The organism is Jeotgalibacillus sp. R-1-5s-1 (genome assembly GCF_004405105.1).
In the GTDB taxonomy this organism is placed as follows: domain Bacteria; phylum Bacillota; class Bacilli; order Bacillales; family Jeotgalibacillaceae; genus Jeotgalibacillus.
This window is the reverse complement of the sequence record NZ_SORW01000002.1, coordinates 399,854-415,276: the sequence shown is the minus strand read 5'-3', so window position 1 is coordinate 415,276 and position 15,423 is coordinate 399,854. Positions and strand designations below refer to the sequence as shown.

17 protein-coding genes are annotated in these 15,423 nt (G+C 42.7%); 14 read left to right on the top strand and 3 right to left on the bottom strand.

The window, feature by feature from the left end; all coding sequences use genetic code 11:
- The first annotated feature begins 52 nt into the window (after nt 1-52).
- The 3 genes from E2491_RS02085 (at nt 53) to coaD (ending at nt 2,749) form a co-directional block, all read left to right on the top strand.
- Nucleotides 53-1,432: a stalk domain-containing protein gene (locus E2491_RS02085; protein WP_166805765.1), complete on the top strand. Its 1,380-nt coding sequence runs from the start codon at nt 53-55 to the stop codon at nt 1,430-1,432.
- A 245-nt stretch (nt 1,433-1,677) separates the two neighbouring features.
- Nucleotides 1,678-2,262 carry a 16S rRNA (guanine(966)-N(2))-methyltransferase RsmD gene (gene rsmD, locus E2491_RS02080; protein WP_134372031.1) on the top strand — a complete coding sequence of 195 codons (585 nt, stop codon included), beginning with the start codon at nt 1,678-1,680 and terminating at the stop codon, nt 2,260-2,262.
- Nucleotides 2,252-2,749 carry a pantetheine-phosphate adenylyltransferase gene (coaD, locus tag E2491_RS02075; protein WP_134372029.1) on the top strand — a complete coding sequence of 166 codons (498 nt, stop codon included), beginning with the start codon at nt 2,252-2,254 and terminating at the stop codon, nt 2,747-2,749. Before rsmD ends, coaD begins: the two co-directional genes overlap by 11 nt.
- 47 nt (nt 2,750-2,796) lie before the next feature.
- Here coaD and E2491_RS02070 read toward each other — a convergent pair whose 3' ends face one another.
- Nucleotides 2,797-3,921 carry a nucleoside recognition domain-containing protein gene (locus E2491_RS02070; RefSeq protein ID WP_134372027.1) on the bottom strand — a complete coding sequence of 375 codons (1,125 nt, stop codon included), beginning with the start codon at nt 3,919-3,921 and terminating at the stop codon, nt 2,797-2,799.
- A gap of 125 nt (nt 3,922-4,046) precedes the next feature.
- On the opposite strand from E2491_RS02070, the gene E2491_RS02065 reads away from it, so the two are divergent.
- Both E2491_RS02065 and E2491_RS02060 read left to right on the top strand, forming a co-directional pair.
- On the top strand, nt 4,047-4,841 hold the full coding sequence (locus E2491_RS02065; RefSeq protein WP_134372025.1) for a patatin-like phospholipase family protein: 795 nt from the start codon (nt 4,047-4,049) through the stop codon (nt 4,839-4,841).
- Nucleotides 4,834-5,871, top strand: coding sequence for a SepM family pheromone-processing serine protease (locus E2491_RS02060; RefSeq protein ID WP_134372023.1), 1,038 nt, complete (start codon nt 4,834-4,836; stop codon nt 5,869-5,871). Before E2491_RS02065 ends, E2491_RS02060 begins: the two co-directional genes overlap by 8 nt.
- Nucleotides 5,872-6,270: 399 nt before the next feature.
- Here E2491_RS02060 and E2491_RS02055 read toward each other — a convergent pair whose 3' ends face one another.
- On the bottom strand, nt 6,271-7,494 hold the full coding sequence (locus E2491_RS02055; protein ID WP_134372021.1) for a nucleotidyltransferase: 1,224 nt from the start codon (nt 7,492-7,494) through the stop codon (nt 6,271-6,273).
- Between the two features lie 210 nt (nt 7,495-7,704).
- On the opposite strand from E2491_RS02055, the gene E2491_RS02050 reads away from it, so the two are divergent.
- From E2491_RS02050 to E2491_RS02035, 4 genes are all read left to right on the top strand, one after another.
- Nucleotides 7,705-8,256: a YceD family protein gene (locus E2491_RS02050; RefSeq protein ID WP_134372019.1), complete on the top strand. Its 552-nt coding sequence runs from the start codon at nt 7,705-7,707 to the stop codon at nt 8,254-8,256.
- 53 nt (nt 8,257-8,309) lie between these two features.
- Nucleotides 8,310-8,483, top strand: coding sequence for a 50S ribosomal protein L32 (gene rpmF / locus E2491_RS02045; protein ID WP_039808711.1), 174 nt, complete (start codon nt 8,310-8,312; stop codon nt 8,481-8,483).
- Between the two features lie 165 nt (nt 8,484-8,648).
- A complete protein-coding gene (locus E2491_RS02040; RefSeq protein ID WP_134372017.1) occupies nt 8,649-9,404 on the top strand; it encodes an enoyl-CoA hydratase/isomerase family protein in 756 nt (251 codons plus the stop codon).
- A 164-nt stretch (nt 9,405-9,568) separates the two neighbouring features.
- Entirely contained in the window at nt 9,569-10,159 is a 591-nt protein-coding gene (locus tag E2491_RS02035) for an RsfA family transcriptional regulator (RefSeq protein ID WP_134372015.1), read from the top strand.
- Between the two features lie 43 nt (nt 10,160-10,202).
- Here E2491_RS02035 and E2491_RS02030 read toward each other — a convergent pair whose 3' ends face one another.
- Complete coding sequence (locus E2491_RS02030; RefSeq protein ID WP_134372013.1) at nt 10,203-10,676, bottom strand: N-acetyltransferase; 474 nt, start codon at nt 10,674-10,676, stop codon at nt 10,203-10,205.
- A 169-nt stretch (nt 10,677-10,845) separates the two neighbouring features.
- Here E2491_RS02030 and E2491_RS02025 point away from each other — a divergent pair, with 169 nt between their 5' ends.
- The 5 genes from E2491_RS02025 (at nt 10,846) to E2491_RS02005 (ending at nt 15,403) form a co-directional block, all read left to right on the top strand.
- Nucleotides 10,846-12,198 (top strand): acetyl-CoA carboxylase biotin carboxylase subunit, encoded by a 1,353-nt coding sequence (locus E2491_RS02025; protein ID WP_134372011.1) that lies wholly within the window; start codon nt 10,846-10,848, stop codon nt 12,196-12,198.
- Nucleotides 12,195-12,407 carry an acetyl-CoA carboxylase biotin carboxyl carrier protein subunit gene (locus E2491_RS02020; RefSeq protein ID WP_134372009.1) on the top strand — a complete coding sequence of 71 codons (213 nt, stop codon included), beginning with the start codon at nt 12,195-12,197 and terminating at the stop codon, nt 12,405-12,407. The genes E2491_RS02025 and E2491_RS02020 overlap by 4 nt, the downstream gene beginning before the upstream one ends.
- Before the next feature lie 24 nt (nt 12,408-12,431).
- On the top strand, nt 12,432-13,970 hold the full coding sequence (locus E2491_RS02015) for an acyl-CoA carboxylase subunit beta (RefSeq protein ID WP_134372007.1): 1,539 nt from the start codon (nt 12,432-12,434) through the stop codon (nt 13,968-13,970).
- A 144-nt stretch (nt 13,971-14,114) separates the two neighbouring features.
- The gene (locus E2491_RS02010) at nt 14,115-15,014 is read left to right on the top strand and encodes a 2-dehydropantoate 2-reductase (protein WP_166805764.1); all 900 of its coding nucleotides are present in this window, start codon (nt 14,115-14,117) and stop codon (nt 15,012-15,014) included.
- Nucleotides 15,011-15,403, top strand: coding sequence for a DUF3397 domain-containing protein (locus E2491_RS02005; protein WP_134372003.1), 393 nt, complete (start codon nt 15,011-15,013; stop codon nt 15,401-15,403). The genes E2491_RS02010 and E2491_RS02005 overlap by 4 nt, the downstream gene beginning before the upstream one ends.
- Nucleotides 15,404-15,423: the final 20 nt, after the last annotated feature.

Here is a 15,423-nt window from a genome sequence, read left to right as displayed (position 1 = left end):
AGACCTTTAATCCTATCTGTCGTATAATAAAGAAAAAATGGGATGTGATGGGATGAAGTGGTTGCTGTCGTTATTTGTCTTTTTACTTTTGCTGTCGGCAGGAGGGTTAACCTACTGGCAATGGAAAGGTTATCAGGAAGTTCACGCCTCTGAGGGAATAACATCTCTTTCACAATCCATCGATCTGATTAAAAAACCGGATTCACTCATTGTTGAACAGACTTTTCACCGTGTTCCTGATCAATTGTTTACGATCAACTGGCCTGAGACATCCACAGGCAGGACATGTCCGATGGAAAATTGTGAGCGGATCAGTGAAGATCTGTTGCTTTTGTCTGAAGGGAATGCCGGTGATATTACTCTTTCTTACACAATTCCTGTTAATACTGGACAGCCTATTATCCTCGATGACTGGGTGGTTACACTGGAATCAGCAGATATCCATTTCACTACTGTATCCATTACGGATCAGCTGCTGTCAGGGGGACAATGGATATCGAGTCTTCCTTACAAAGGTGCTGAAACACTGGAACTGATTCAGTATACCGCTTTTGAAGGGAGAGGGAATGCAGGTGAATTAGTATGGCTGCAAACTCCTTTACCAATTTACCAGACCCGGAACATGAATATTTATTCCGCACAGGAACCGGAAGTGGAGGAGCGAAGTGATCAGCTGAAGGATGTGTATGTGACCGTTGTTCATTCCAGTGAACTGTCCGGCGCGAAGTTAGACGAAATACTGGTTCTCCAGGATGGTTATGATCCATCATCTGTCACACGATTTCTTTACGAAAAATATGTAATGGATCGCTACAACGTGACACAGGATCAGTCATTTCTTATCGATATGATGATCAGTGGAATATTTGGAGTGGATCCACTTTCTGATAAGGGAGTACAGGCGATTGAAGTAATTCAAGGCGAGTTGTCAGGGGAAGAACAGCTTGAATGGGAAAGCTGGCTGTTGACGATTGAAGAAACGCTGATAGAACCGGCAATATTTGATCAGAAATTTTCAGCGCTTACAGGTGAAGGCACAACATTTTTTACAGACAACAGCTCTTCAGCTGAATTTACTCCTTATTACAGCATAGACAGCCGCGTTATTGAAGTGAATGAAGAACCGGTTGATGGAGCGGTTATGATATACCGGGACGGAACCACCTATTATTTACTGACTCCTTTATTAAATGCGTTAGGGTATGAAACAGAAGTCAATGGGGACTCCGCTGTAAGTGTCATCAAAGATCAGAATACTTACATGTTTTACATGGATCAGCCTTCTTTTACTTATAATAACGAACAGTTAACCCTGAATTCATCCCCGGTTATATCAGTTAAGGGTGATCCTTACATTCAGGAGCGATGGGTGCAGAGGCTGTTTTTAACATCGATTGATAAAAATGAAACGATTTTAATCAGTCAGGATTGAACCAGAGTATCATAAATCAAATCGGATTTTATGAATCTGATTAGAGCGTCATAAGATATTGGATTTTTTGTCAGGCAGACTATACTGTTTAAGCAGAATAGGTGTGCCGGATTAAATTCAGATCTATGACGCTTTTTATCTGGCTCAGTTTGTTGCTCAATACGGACAAGCGCTATGTTGGGACTAGTGTGCCAGAAGTAAATATGGTAGGATTAGGGGCGAAATGATGAATTGTGGTGATATAGATGAGAATTATTTCCGGAAAAAATAAAGGTGTTCATTTAAAGGCTGTGCCCGGAACAGGAACACGTCCAACAACTGATAAAGTAAAAGAAGCCATTTTCAATATGATCGGCCCCTATTTTGAGGGAGGGAAAGCCCTTGATTTATTTGCCGGCAGTGGTGGACTCGGTCTCGAAGGGTTAAGCAGGGGACTAGATTCAGTTATCTTTGTTGACAAAGATAGAATGGCTGTTCAGACCATTAAGCATAATATTGAAAAATGCGGATACCAGGACCGTTCCGAAGTGTACCGTAATGATGCAGAACGGGCATTGAAAGCGGTATCAAAACGCGATATTGCTTTTGAGTGTATCTTCCTTGATCCGCCCTATAAAAAACAGCAGCTTGAAAAACTCCTCGAATGGATCATCCGGGATGATCTGTTAGCTGATTCCGGGGTCGTGATGTGTGAGCATGATGAAAAAGTAATGCTGCCTGAAGAAATTGGCAATCTGATCCTTACAAGGCAGGAGCAGTATGGCGGAACCGTCATATCAATTTTTAAGAAAAAATCGAACAGTGGAGAGGGAGAGCACGATGAAACGTAAGGCAGTATGTCCAGGGAGCTTTGATCCCATCACGCTCGGACATTTAGACATTATTACAAGAGGTGCGAAAAATTTTGATGAGCTGCATGTCGTCGTGTTGAACAACTCCTCAAAAAAACCGGCATTTTCAGTGGAAGAGCGAATGGAACTGATTCGTCAGGTAACAAAGGGAATCCCAAATATTAAAGTGGATTCCTATCAGGGACTTCTCGTTGATTATGCAAGAGAAATTGAAGCAAATGTAATTATCCGGGGACTTCGTGCCGTATCTGATTTCGAATACGAAATGCAGATTACTTCGATGAACCGGGTTTTACATAACGAACTGGAAACGTTTTTTATCATGACGAATAATCAGTATTCCTTCCTGAGCTCAAGCATTGTTAAAGAGGTAGCCAGGTATGGAGGGGATATTTCAGAGCTTGTACCTAAAGAGGTTGAACAGGCATTAAAGGAGAAATACTTAGTAACAAAACGTGAGAATTAGATCATAATAAAAAGGGAGCCAGGATTAGTTTACCGGGCTCCCTTTTATTATGTTTTCTCGCCTGCTTTATGGAGCTGAAGAAGACAATAAACACCCATGCATAAGCCGGTTAAGGTGATCAGAATTGCTGTCGTTGTAAGTAAATCGATCTGCTGCATGTCAGGAAAAAATGCAGGAGTAGCGGATGGTTTTGAAGCAATTGAAGTATAAATGAGATATAGAGCGGGAGATAGAAAAAGATGTGCGATTCTCGACAGGAGATAAACCTTATAGCTGATTGGTGTATGCAGGATAAAGCTCATCACCTGAAAATGTACACATAACCCGCCAAATGAGACAATCGCAAGAATAAGAAGAACGCGATCATCAAATGATAAATGAAGCTCCGACACTAAATCAGCTCCATTTGACATTTCAATTAGACCCGTTACAAAAGCCGAGACGATCTCTTCGGAATAATATGAATCCGGTTTGATCCAGGTGAGGATGCTGTTTAAAGTGTGAAAGAAAAAAGATTGCTCAAGAATGGAGGCAGCTACTGAAAAAAAGATGATTAGTCCCCCGATCATAATCAACTGCTGGACCGAGTTTGAGACAGCTTTTTGAAATTCAGGAATTAAAGGCACTTTTACAGACTGGCGGGACGCCGGTGGTGATAATTGTTCACCCTTAATCAGTCTGCCAGCGGCCATTCCGATTAAAAGATTTCCGGTTATATGACAAATGAAAATCGTTATGCCAGCGGCAGGACTGTGAAGAAAACCGCCTGCAACGGCTCCGATTAGAAACATAGGGCTTGCTCCATTTGTAAAACAGATCAGCTTATTGGCATCGGCTAAGGAAATCTGATTGTTACGGTAAAGCTCTGCCGTCATTTTTGCACCGACCGGGAAACCCGAAAAAACCCCCATTAATAAAACAATAGACCCTTTTCTTGATACATTAAAAACCGGCTTCATGAGAAATGTGAACATTTTGGAAACGTAATCTGTCCAGTGGATATGCGGGATTAAAGCAGATAAGACGAAAAACGGAAAAAGGGCCGGGAATACGACTTCCGCCCATAATTTCATGCCTTCTGCAGAAGCTTTAAGCGTAATATCGGGATGAAGTAATATAAATAGTAAAAAGAAGAAAAAAAGAGCAGACAGTATATGTTCCTTGACCTTCATAACATCCCCCGCGACTCATCATTTCTTTTTAAATTCAGACAATGATAAAATATAAGATAAGTTCCATTTATCGTATGATTCTTTCGGGATCATAGAACGTCAGCCTCTTTGGAAGGGAGAACTGTATGAAACCTAAAATTGGTCTGGCACTCGGATCCGGAGGGTCAAGAGGGTTCGCCCATCTTGGTGTTTTAAAAGTATTGGAACGGGAAGGAATACAGGTTGATTATCTTGCAGGGAGCAGCATGGGCTCTCTCGTTGGGGCGCTTTATTCAGCAGGCCATGATATTGATGACCTTTACCGGCTGGCGGGCACCTTCAGAAACAAATATTTTATGGATCTGACCGTTCCTAGAATGGGGTTTATCCAGGGTGAGAAATTTAAGCAGTTTGTCCGGCTGTTTACTCACAGCAAAAATATAGAAGATTTAAACATTCCACTCTCCATTGTGGCGACGGATATTATTAAAGCCGAAAGAGTTATTTTTACAAAAGGTCCAATCGATACAGCTGTCCGGGCAAGCACTTCCATTCCGGGTATTTTTGTACCTGAAAAGTCTGAGGGAAGGCTGCTCGTTGATGGAGGCGTAATTGATCGGGTACCATCAGCAGTTTGCAGGGATATGGGTGCTGATATCGTAATAGGTGTTGACGTTTCACAGGTGAAAAAGAATGCGGAAATTAATACCATATACGATGTCATTATGCAGAGTATTGATATTCTGCAGACAGAGATTGTCCATTTAAAATCATCCAGCGCAAATATTCTGATCTCACCAAAGGTTGAACAATTCAGTGGAAAAACGTTTCAATACGCAAAAGAAATTATAAAACTCGGTGAAGAATCTGCAGAAGCATCACTGCAGGACATCATAACGGAAATCGAACGTTGGAAGGAGTATCAGGCAGTCAATGAATAATAGAAAATTTACGATCATTATGTTAATACTGCTATTAATCACAGCCTTCGGAAGTTTTTACAGCCTTCCATATTACATTCAGAAGCCGGGAAGTGCATTTGCACTTGATGACATTGTGAATGTTGACAACAAGACAGAAAGTGAAGGTGATTTCTCGCTAATGACCGTTTCACAGGCAGAAGCCAGTATTTTCGGTTATATTTGGGCTCAGTTTAATGATTACCAGGAGATTTTTCCGGTGGAAGAAGTGAGATCGCCGCATGAAAGTGAAGATGAATACAGTGTAAGGCAGCTGTATTTGATGGACAATTCCGCTTCACAGGCAATTGAGGTCGCGTTCAATGAGGCAGATGCACAATATTCCTACGAGTATTTTGGTGTATATATATTAAATGTTTTTCCTGAAATGCCCGCAGATGGAGTGTTAAGAGCGGGAGACCGGATTACGAAGGTGGATGACGTACAGTTTGAATCATCCGAGGAATTTATTGATTATGTTTCGGCTAAAGAGGCAGGAGAAAGTGTTGATATCACTTATGTAAGAGATGAAAATGAAGAAACCGCAACACTTGAGTTGAAAGCCTTTCCTGATAATGAAAATCAGGTCGGGCTTGGCATTTCACTTGTAGATGACCGGGAAATCACAACAGATCCTGACGTGTCCATTAATTCAGATGGAATTGGCGGACCTTCTGCAGGTTTAATGTATGCACTTGAAATTTACGATCAGCTGATTGATGAAGATTTAACTTCCGGGAAGATGATCGCTGGAACCGGAACCATAAACAGCGATGGAGAAGTTGGAAGGATTGGCGGCATTGCTCAAAAAGTAGTAGCGGCTGACAGACAGGATATTGAGGTGTTTTTCGCTCCTGATGATGAGGTGCCGGCAGAAATCCTTGAGCAAAATCCGGGCGTAAAATCGAATTATGAGGAAGCGCTGGAAACGGCCAGGGATATCGGGACTGACATGGAAATTGTGCCGGTGAAGACGTTTGATGATGCGATCAGTTATCTGGATGGTATTTGAATTTTGTAGGGTTGTTAAAAGGGAGAGCATATTTGATATGTTCTCCCTTTCTAGTTTATATGATTGATAAAAGCCGGGGCGTACTCATCCTTCGCTTTCCGTGGCCGGGCGGTGAACCCGCCTGCGCTTCGCACAGTCGGTTTCACCTGACCCTTTCCGCCACAGGAGTCTTCGGATGAGTACGCCCCTTAGTCTTTGTCAAAATCCCTTTGTTTAGGTTGGATAAAGCATTTTTAAAAACCGTTTTTCTGTAGGTCGGGCGGTGAACCCTCTGTGCTACGCACATCGGTTTCACCTGACCCTTTCCACTACAGAAGTCTACGGATGAGTACGCCACTTTCTATTTTCAAAATCTATTTGTGTTGGCAGGACAATGAATTTTAAAAAACTGAATTAACCCTAATGGTTGCCGTTTGTTTTTTTATGGTAAACCGGTGGGCGCAGGAAATCGGATTGGATCAGTTTACTTTTTTCGTTTGTATTTGTATAGCCGGATGCATAGGCACGGCTTGCTTTCAGGTCGGTTGAGAGCATTGGGGCTATTGACTGGTTGACGTTAGCTATAATTGGTATTTCACATGTTTTTTTCAGTGATCGAAGGTGCTCGCGGCCTTTTTCCGTCATGCCGAGCAGTCTCAGGTATGAGGGATCCCGCTGTGAGCGCATTTCTTCTTTCGATGTGTTGGTGATCAGGTGGGTGAGAATACGCTGAATACGTGTCCAGGTATAGCGTTTTGTCTTCACTTTTTCCATAAAATCAGAAAAACTTTCTGCTTCAATCGCTGCATGCATCAGGCGGTGTTCGATTCCTTCTTCCATTTCATAGAGTTGCTGCAGTTCCTCAGCAGATGCTGTCAGTAACCGGTGTTGAAGAACTGGCCAGTAGGCTGCCCAATTCATCAGCTCTCCACCGTTATTGACAAATTGTTTCAGTAAGCTGAAGGTGGATGGCGGAACATGTTCCTCAATGGAATGTATTGACCCGCTGAAAATTTGTTTACGTATACTTGTGGCACTTGAAATTTTACTGGCATGCAGATCAGGGTCGTGATAATCCGACTGTGTCCGTTCAATGGTCAATGGTTGAATGTCTGGTGCGAATTCATGGATGGCTTTTATGTATTGATACCCGAGCATGTTATTAGGTCTGGATAAATCCATTGAAGAGCTTTCTGTAAGCTGATTGTAGCTTTCTGCTGCTGCAGCAGGATAGCTATAGCCTTCTTTCATAAGCTCTTTTATTTTCAGGTTCAAGTCCTTATTATTTGTCTGTTCGAGTTGAAGAAGGTCTGTAAAAGATCGTATATTTCCATCTTCACTCCCGAAACACACATTGTTACACCCGGCGTGCTTGAGGAGGCGGATTGCACCCTCAGCGAATATAGATGCATGCTGTGTAGCAAAAGCATATGGTAATTCAAAAACAAGATCCACACCCGAAGACAGAGCCATTTCTGCACGCAAATGTTTTGGAACAATGGCCGGTTCACCTCTTTGCAGAAATGAACCGCTCATGACTGCAATCAGCAGATCTCCTTCACTTTTTTTCAATGACTCCGAAGCATGAAACAGATGACCATTATGAAACGGGTTATATTCCACTACAATTCCTACTGGATTCAAACAGGATTTCTCCTTTCTGTTACATTTATCTTTAAAGTATAGGTTGTTTAGGTTATAATAGCATTTAGACGTGGCCGGTAAAAGAACCGGTCATTTATTGTGTAAGGCAATATTGATGCGGGATGAATCATTTTTCCGATGTAAAGAAAAAATCTTGACATTCCTTATACTAGGGAATATAATCTACTTTGTGCCTTGAGGTGATGACAGATGAAATGGTCTATCATTCAGCTGCAAAAATTTCGTAATGAAGCTCTGACAATTGATGAAACACGTGAGATGAATGAGCTCGTTGACCGGCACCGTGATATTCGTCATGTTGATCCGGTTCATGTAACCGGTCGTGCTGATATCAGCTCATCCAAAATTACGTTTCACCTTCAGATTGAGACTGTGCTGACTCTCCCATGTGCGAGGACGCTGGTTGATGTCAGGTATCCCGTTTCTCTCGAGACGACTGAAACCTTTATCCTTAACGCTTCTTATGTGAATGAGGAGTTGGAAGAGGAAGTTCACCAGCCGGAAGGCGAAGTGATTAACCTTCAGCCGGTTATTGAGGAAATTTTACTGCTTCAGGTTCCACTTCAGGTTTTCAGTGATAAAGCACTGGAGGATGAAGGAATGGTAAGTGGCAGTGGCTGGGACGTCCTGTCTGAAGAAGAGCTCGAGAAAGCAAGACAAGAACAGGCTGATGAAGAACCCCAGGCTGATCCAAGACTTGCCGATCTTGCGAAGTTTTTTGATGAAAACAAAAAATCGTAAAACATGAACCTCGTGTTCATTTTACAATCACTCTCTTTAAGGAGGTGGGAAACATGGCAGTACCATTTAGAAGAACATCCAAAACAGCAAAAAGAAAGCGTCGTACGCATTTCAAGTTATCTGTACCAGGTATGGTAGAGTGCTCTAACTGTGGAGAAATGAAGCTTTCTCACCGCGTGTGTAAAGCGTGCGGAACTTATAAAGGAAAAGAAGTTGTAGGTAAATAATACAACTGCTGCAGATAACCTGCCCGAGGGACCATGGCCCTTTGGCGGGTTTTTTGTTTGTCCTGATTTAGAGCATATTTCATGAACTTTTGGAAAAAACGGCGTATTCCATCTATTGGGTGCATGATACAATAGAGATCAGGTATTCATATGGGGAGTGGTTAGATGGGATTTATCATAACGAAACTGGATCAGGTACTCGTGTTTAAAATCAGCAGACCTGATAAAAGAAATGCAGTTAACTATGAAGTGATGGATGGTCTTGCAGAAGCGATCCAACTGGCTGAACAGGATGATCATATTAAAGCACTGCTCATAACAGGTGAGGGCGAAAAGGCATTTTGTGCAGGTGGGGACCTGCAATCCTTTCATGCTTTGAAAACACAATCGGAAGCTTACGAGATGCTTTCAAAGATGGGTGATATCCTGTATCGTCTGGCTGTACTGCCAAAGCTGACCGTTGCTTTTATCAACGGAACTGCAATAGGTGGAGGCTGTGAAATCGCAGCGGCTTGTGACTACCGTGTAGCAAAAAAAGGGGCAAAACTGGGTTTCGTTCAGGGAGACCTGGCTATTACAACCGGCTGGGGCGGTGGGACGCTGCTTTATGAACGGCTTGTGCCGAGTCAGGCTTTTCGACTATTAACAGAAGCAAACATTCATACAGCCGAACAGCTTTTTGAAGCAGGATTTATCGATGCTACACTGCAGGATGAAACGCTCGAAGCCGTCATTGCAAGTATAAAACGAAGAATCGATAAATCGCCAGGCGTCCTGTCAGCCTATAAAAATATGCTGATTGAAAAATGGAAGCGTGGAGACCTCGAACAACGCATGAAAAACGAGGTTCATCAGTGCTCCGTCCTATGGGAAAGTGAAGAGCACCACAAAGCAGTCGAACAATTCCTGCAATCAAAATAAAAAGTACATGATTAAGGTTTTCAATAAAAATACTGCGTTGCAAACAATCTATAAAAGTGGAACAACTCTCACAAAAGAGAATTGTTCCACTTTTTTTAGTCTATTTTTCAAAACTCCCGCATAAACTATCAGTAGATTAACAGAAATAGATAGGAGGAAACAATATGAAGCAGCGTCAGGACGGATGGACCGGTAGAGAGGATCAGCTATTAAAGGAAAAAGTATTGCATCACATCAGGAACGGAAGCACACAGCTGAATGCATTTGAAGAGGTGGGGGATCTCGTAAACAGAACAGCCGCTGCATGTGGTTTCAGGTGGAACTCCTGCCTTCGAAAAGAAAATCAGGCGCTTATTTCAGCAGCTAAAAAAGAGAGATACAGTAAGAGAAAAGAAGAAGAACAAAAAAAATCAGTCAGCCAAAAGCCGGCATCGAACTACCCACAGGAAGAGCTCATCAAAAGAATGGAACAATGGATATTGGCGCTATCTAAAAAAACTGAGCTGACAGATCTGGAGAAAAGGTGTGAAGCGGCAGAGCAGCTGGCAATCAGACTAGAAAAAGAAAATGAGCAATTGAACGGTCAGCTGAAAGAGCTTGAAGAAGATTACAGAGTCCTTTTGTTTTTAATAGAGAAAGCCAGAAAACTCGGTACGGATGAACAGGATCAGAATGCTACGGTCTTTAAAATGGAGACGAACGGAAATTTATATAGAATGGACAGAAAAACAGATGAAAATGCAGTAGAATTATAGAAAAAAAGCTTTCTGAGTCCGGGCTCAGAAAGCTTTTTTCTATTTAATGCACCTGTTCGGTTACGCCGGCAGGATACCATACGAGCGGGTTTTCCCCACGGTCACGTTCCATATCATACGTTACCTTTTCGAAGCCCATTTTCATCCAGAATTCATGTGACTGAACCCTCGGGTTTGTCTTGATTGGCAGACCGAAGCTTTTTGCGAACTCGACCATAATGGCGCCGTAGCCTTTTTTCTGATAATCAGGCAGTACTTCAAGCTTCCACAGTTCCAGATAATCCTGTGGCGGCTCAAAATACATATCGAACCGTGCGTCGCGGCGGTACAGACTCATTCTCGCGATCAGTTTATTACCAAGGTAGATGCCGTAAAAAGGAGATTCGCTGTCATTTTCAATCATATTTGTTTCCAGCTCTTCCTTCATTGAAAGCTCCTGAATCCCCACTTCACGGAACTTATTAAATTCTTCAAGTGTTTTGTAATTAATTTTAAGGTTTTCCACTTTAAAAGACATGACTGACACTCCCTGATCAAAATTCCGGCAAGACGGCTTTTATGTAACCGCTTAAAGCCGTTTATGTAAATATTATAACCTAACAAAACAAAAAATTCTGCACATTTGCATAGAAAGCGTTTACAATAGAGTAGGAGATGGGGAAATTTGTTTTGAAAGGGGCATCTTTGTGAAAACGATTTTAATTGCGAACAGAGGAGAAATTGCGTTGCGGGTGATCCGTACGTGTCAGAAATTGAATATCAGGACGGTTGCCATTTATTCAGAAGCCGATGCTGAGCTTCCTTATGTGAAAGCAGCAGATTCGGCACACCTGATTGGTCCGCCTCCGGTTTCTCAGTCATATTTAAATATCGCTAAAATTATTGAGATTGCCAAAAGTGAAAAGGTTGATGCGATTCACCCGGGTTACGGGCTTTTATCTGAAAACAGCAGCTTTGTAAAAGCTGTTGAGGATGCGGGAATCGCTTTTATCGGGCCTGATGCTGACATCATCAGACGAATGGGTGACAAGATTGAAGCGAGAAAAACAATGATTGAAGCGGGTGTTCCAGTTGTACCCGGTCAGGAAAGTGAGGCTGCGGATATCGAAGCTGCCAAAATGTTTGCAAAACAGGCGGGTTATCCTGTGATGTTGAAGGCAAGCAGCGGCGGCGGTGGAGTTGGGATGGTGATGTGTGAAGATGAGCAAGCGCTCACTCAGCATTTTGATTCAACGAAGAAACGTTCAGAAGCTTACTTTGGATCAGGTGAATTATTTATTGAAAAATACATAGCAAACGCACGTCATATTGAGGTACAGATCTTCGGTGATAAAGATGGCACGGTGTATCACCTGTTTGAGCGGAACTGCTCGATGCAACGCAGAAATCAGAAGGTAGTGGAAGAATCACCTTCCCCTGCTTTATCTGAGGAAGCGAGAGAACGTCTGATTTCGATTGCGGTAAAAGCAGCTCAGGCTGTCGGTTATAAAAATGCAGGAACCATCGAGTTGATCGTGGATGAACAGGAGCAGGCTTATTTCCTGGAAATGAATACACGACTTCAGGTAGAGCATCCTGCCACTGAAATGATTACCGGTGTGGATCTCGTGGAGTGGCAGATTAAAACGGCTTTCGGTGAGCCGTTGCCAATTAACGGACAGGCTGATATTAAGAGCAGCGGGCATGCAATAGAATACAGAATTTATGCAGAAGATCCAAAAACTTTTTATCCGGCACCGGGGCTCATTAACAGTCTGGTGTTGCCTGAGGGTGAAGGCATCCGGGTGGATTATGGATATGAAGCTGGAAATAAAGTGACGCCTTTTTACGATCCAATGGTGGCGAAGCTGATTATCCATGCAGATGATAGGCAGGCATGTATTAAAAAGTCACTTCAGGCTTTCGAATCATTCACGATTGAAGGGCTGAAGAGCAATATTCCGCTATTTAAACAAATACTGCATTTTGAAGACTTTGCAGAAGGACATTACCATACCCAATCATTAACAATGATGAATAAAGGAGAAATCAAATCATGAAAAACATTCAATCTACAATGGCAGGAACAGTACTACAAGTATTAGTAAAAGCAGGGGATCAGGTAGAGGCAGGACAAGCTGTCATGATGCTTGAGTCTATGAAGATGGAGATCCCGGTTGAGGCTGAAACATCAGGTACAGTTAATGTAATTAAAGTGAACGCAGGAGATTTTGTAAATGAAGGCGACGACCTTCTGACACTGGAATAAATCTTACAGGAAGGAGTGCGAAACATGACACAGACAACGAATCAAAGCCGTTTTCAAGAAGCGGTAGAATCGATTAAAAAAGGCGGTCAGCAGAAGTATCACGATAAATCGGCTGAGCAGGGTAAAATGTTTGCCCGTACAAGAATCGAGCGGCTTACTGACGAAGGCTCATTTAAAGAGGATGCACTTTTTGCCAACTATTTGGCCGGAGACCTCCCTGCAGATGGCGTCATAACAGGAACCGCTCTCGTGCAGGGACGGCCTGTATGTATTATGGCAAATGATTCGACAATCAAGGCTGGATCATGGGGTGCAAGAACCGTTGAGAAAATTATCAGAATCCAGGAAACGGCTGAAAAACTGAGAGTGCCAATGCTTTATCTGGTGGATTCAGCAGGAGCGCGTATAACGGATCAGCTTGATATGTTTCCAAATCGCAGAGGAGCAGGGCGGATTTTTCACAACCAGGTAAGACTTTCCGGTTTTATTCCACAGGTCTGTCTGCTATTCGGACCTTCAGCCGCGGGTGGTGCCTATATTCCAGCATTTTGCGATATCGTGATTATGGTTGACGGAAACGCCTCTATGTATCTCGGTTCACCACGTATGGCTGAAAAAGTTATTGGTGAAAAAGTGACTCTTGAAGAAATGGGTGGCGCACGCATGCACTGTTCGGTAAGTGGCTGCGGTGACCTTCTTGCGGCTAATGAAGAGGAAGCCATCGATAAAGCAATCGATTATTTAAGCTACTTCCCTTCTAATTTTACTGAAGCAGTTCCGGTGAAAGAAGCGGTAGAGGCTGTCAGTGGGAATGCGATGTCTGAGCTGATTCCTGCCAATCAGAATGCACCGTTTAATATGTATGACGCCATTGATACGTTAATAGACAAAGGAAGTTTCTTTGAGATTAAAAAGCTGTTTGCGCCCGAGCTGATTACCGGACTTGCGAGACTCAACGGGAAACCGGTTGGTATTATTGCCAATCAGCCGAAGGTAAAAGGTGGCGTGCTGTTCGTAGATTCTGCTGATAAAGGCGCGAAATTCATTCAGCTGTGTGATGCATTTGGTATACCGTTACTGTTCCTTGCTGATGTGCCTGGCTTTATGATTGGAACAAAAGTGGAGCGGGCTGGCATTATCAGGCACGGTGCCAAACTGATTTCAGCCATGAGTTCTGCCACGGTTCCAAAAATATCCGTCATCGTCAGAAAAGCTTATGGTGCGGGGTTATACGCCATGGCAGGTCCAGCTTTTGAGCCGGATTGCTGTATTGCGCTTCCTTCAGCACAAATTGCCGTAATGGGTCCGGAGGCTGCAGTTAATGCTGTTTACTCCAACAAAATCCAGGCGATAGAGGATCCGAAGGAGAAAATAGCCTTCGTTCAGCAGAAGCACAAGGAGTATCAGGAGGAAATTGACCTGTACAGACTGGCTTCGGAATTGATTATAGATGATATAGTCGATCCTGATGATCTAAGAAGCACACTGATTCAAAGATTTGACTATTATTCAACGAAACACATCCCTTTGCCACCTAAAAAGCATTCGGTTTATCCGGTATAACATATTCAATCTTTTGTTTGAGACAGCAGGACAGCCCGGGACAATGGGTTGTCCTGTTTTTTTGAAGCATTCGTCGTAATTTGTATTGATAAAAAACGCCTGCGATTCGGAAATTTTGATAAAATGGGTAGAAAGAAGGTGATTATGATGAACTTGGTGATTATTGGCGGGGGAGCAATCGGCTTATTGATTGCAGCAAACCTGGCAAAGGGTGCGAATCAAAATGTAACGGTCATTACGAGAACGGAAGAGCAGGCAGCTGCACTTTCTGAATCGGGTATAGGGGTTTATTCACAGGGTAGAGTGAAAATTGCTTCTTCTACGGCACACCGCTTTGATTTCAATCAGGCTGACGCAGTGATCATAACGGTTAAGCAGTATCATTTGCCTGAGATTGCCTCATTGATCAGGAAAATTAATCTTACCTGCCCTTTGTTTTTTATCCAAAATGGAATGTCTCATTTATCTTTTTTGAGCGGGCTTGATCATCATCATATTTTTGTCGGAACGATTGAGCATGGCGTAAAAAAAATGAAGATAACTGATATACAGCATAATGGTGTTGGTTCATGGAAGATAGCGGCTTACAGAGGGGACCTTACAAAAGCTGCTTTCCTTTCAAAATGGGATTCAGCTGTTTTTCCGATAGAGTTTGCAGAAGATTATAAGTCACTGTTAACAGTAAAACTCATAAAAAATCTTATGATCAATCCCTTTACGACCCTTTATAACGTCCGGAATGGTGAGCTGATTTCGAATCCGTTTCTGCTATTGAATATGCATGCTCTTTATGAAGAACTGGAGATGATTTTCGCAGAAGACATACAGGGGTGTTCATTTGAGGATATCAAAGATCTCTGTAACAAAACGGCGGATAATCAATCTTCGATGCTTTCAGATGTATTGAACGGCAGAAAAACAGAAGTTGAAGCTTTAACCGGCTATGCGATGAAACAGGCAGAGTTGAAAAACGTGAAGGCACCTGTTCTGACATTATTACATAACAGCATCCTGGCCATTCAATATAAGGCGGGGTATCAATGATGACCACGGTAATAAGTGTCCTGCTGAGTATCTTTTTATTTATTCCGGTTCTGGTCTACCTTACAGTATTTATCATCGTGAAAAAATGGAGGAAAGATCACAGAAAAGCTGTAGCATCAGGAATCCACTGGTCCGTTCCTTTTTTTGCCGGAGCGGTCTGCTTAACAGTCGAAACCATATGGTCTTTTTCAGCGCTGTGGGTGGTTCTCCTGTTGTTCGCCGGGATCGGGATTTTGTCCGCCATTTATATCAGAAGTGTACAGACTGAATTCACCTATGCTGAAGTTTTAAAAGGCATGTGGCGCCTGTCTTTTTTGATCTTATTCTTCGTTCATACAGTTCTGATTACGCTTGGAGTAAGTCTGTCTGTTTTTCAGGCGGTAAATTAGCAGGCATTTTCCTTTCGAAA